The sequence below is a fragment of the Helicobacter pylori genome (assembly GCF_015904775.1).
Taxonomy (GTDB): Bacteria; Campylobacterota; Campylobacteria; order Campylobacterales; family Helicobacteraceae; genus Helicobacter; species Helicobacter pylori_DM.
Genome location: NZ_JADZNC010000029.1, coordinates 1 through 2161, shown reverse-complemented (window position 1 = coordinate 2161; position 2161 = coordinate 1). Strand labels below are relative to the sequence as shown.

The 2161-nt window shown below is 36.7% G+C and carries 1 protein-coding gene; it reads right to left on the bottom strand.

Annotated elements, in window-relative coordinates; all coding sequences use genetic code 11:
* Positions 1–1979: porin family protein (locus I6852_RS07840; RefSeq protein ID WP_197292077.1), on the bottom strand; the 1979-nt coding region annotated here is incomplete at its 3' end.
* Between the last annotated feature and the right edge of the window lie 182 nt (positions 1980–2161).

The following is a 2161-nucleotide window of genomic DNA, read 5'->3' as shown; positions in this document are numbered from 1 at the left end:
TAAAACACCCACCCATAATTAAAAAACACCTTAAAATGGCTAGCCCCTTCATTAAAAACAAAAGAGTTCGTGTAATCGCCACCACTAGAAACAACGCTAGCTTTTCTTTGGATCAAAGGGATGCTAATCCCTACAGAATATTTAGAATGCTTATAGCGGTAATTCAACCCAGTAGCCACATCTAAATTACCGCTCCCTTTGACTTTGTTTAACACATAATAGCTGTTATACAAGCCCCTTAACCCACCAAAGATACCAAAAGATGATGAAAAATTCCTTTGAACGCCTGTAGGGCTATTTTTATTAGAGTAAGTGGTGATGAAATCCACCAACAAATCTATCCCCCCACCATAGCTCAATTGCTGGAATTTTTGATTAAGGGCTTTAGAATAGTTGTATTTGATAATGCCATAATAAGCCAACCCTATGAAATCATTAAAGTAATTTTGATAGCCTATTTTAGCGTTAACCCCTAAAATAGGGCTTCTAAAACTCTGCGAAGCGCTTGAAAAATAGTGGTTGGTAACGCTAGAAGTGACAAAGGTTTTTTGAATGGTGCTGAGCATGGAATTGGCTAAATCTTGCGTGTTCAAACTAGCGTTTAAATTGTAGTTTGTTTGAGCGCTCAAATTAGCGTAATTGATGGGTAAAGCGTTTTGATTAATAAGCTGTTGCCAAACCGCTGCTGTTACCCCTAAAAAGCCAGCTGGGACATCCGCACAATTGTGATAGATGGAATTAGGGTAGTTGCTAGGGAAAGCGCTCTGACCTTGACCCCCATAAAGCGAACACACATTATAAGGGAGGCCATCAGAATCTTTTGGTTTGCCATTTTCATTTTGACCGGTTGGCACCCTTTGATAAGTCATGTTCCCATTATGCCCATAACCTTTGGTGTGGCTGAATTCATGCAAGATGGTTCTTAAATCAGCCAAATTGATAGTCTTAAGGTCATTGCCAAAGAGTTTCTGGGGTTCTAAAGCATAGGCTTCTACTCCTAATGTGCCATATTCACCATCATTACCATACCCATTGGCTAACCCTACAACCCCTGAATTTTTTAAAACAACCGCATCAATTTCTATTTTTTTTCTAAAATTATTAATAATACCTTGTTTGTTGAGTATATATTGTTGATCGACTTTAGTATCAACACGCCCATTTACTCCGGGATTTACGCATTTTGAAGGATCATTATCGCAATCTGTTGAGCTGTTAGTGAATTCAAAAGGAGCGTTTAAGATCGCATCGCCCCAAGATTGGGAGTTTAAGACAGCGATCATGTTCAACATTAAATTGGTGAATTCTTCTGCGGTTTGTGGGGTGAAATTTTGCCAACAATCATTTTTTGTATTACCATTATTATTGTAAGGACAAGTGTTGAAATTGTTTGGATTTTTATTACTATATTTCATTATCAGATTTGTCTTAATCTTATTGAGCGTTTCAAACACCCTTTGCGTGTTAGCGTCAGAAATAGAAGTGCTAGTGGCTTCAAATTTTGGAAGAAAGAAAGTATAGGGGCCAATTTTATCAAACGCCTCTTTTAGGCTATCAAATGCCTCTCCAGGCAAAACAATCTTAGAGTGTTTGGGGATAGTCTCTATCACCCCTAGATCGATCGCATTGCCTTGAGCGTCTTTAAAACTAAGCTTCACATTGCTTAGATTATAAGGTAGGAAATTTTCTATAGTTAATTTACCACCAATATACAACACTTTAACAGGAGATAAAGATGAGAAATTTAATTGTGATATGGATTTAGCGTCTGTGAATAAATTAGCCGCTCTTTTTAAAATCGTGTCTGTGGGTAAATAATTATAAGTTGCGTAAGTGTTTTTTGTGGTGGTGTGTCCTTTTTCTTGCGTTTGCGTGCCTTCTAATAGCCCGGTTTCAAAGCCGGCTTCTATGAAAAAGCCATTTTTCTCGTTCGCTTCTAAAGCGCTGAATAATAAAAGTGGGATGAATAGTTTTCTCATGGTTACATCTTTTTAGTTTATAGCGCCTTTATTATACAATTTAAGGGGGTTGTTTGTTTGTTTTTTGAAATTTAACGCTTTTACAAGGGATTAGTATTTCATATTGAAACAAATTTTTAAAAACAAGCGTTTATTTTGGGGTTTATTTAGCGTTAATTAGGCTATGTTAATCAAAGTTTGAT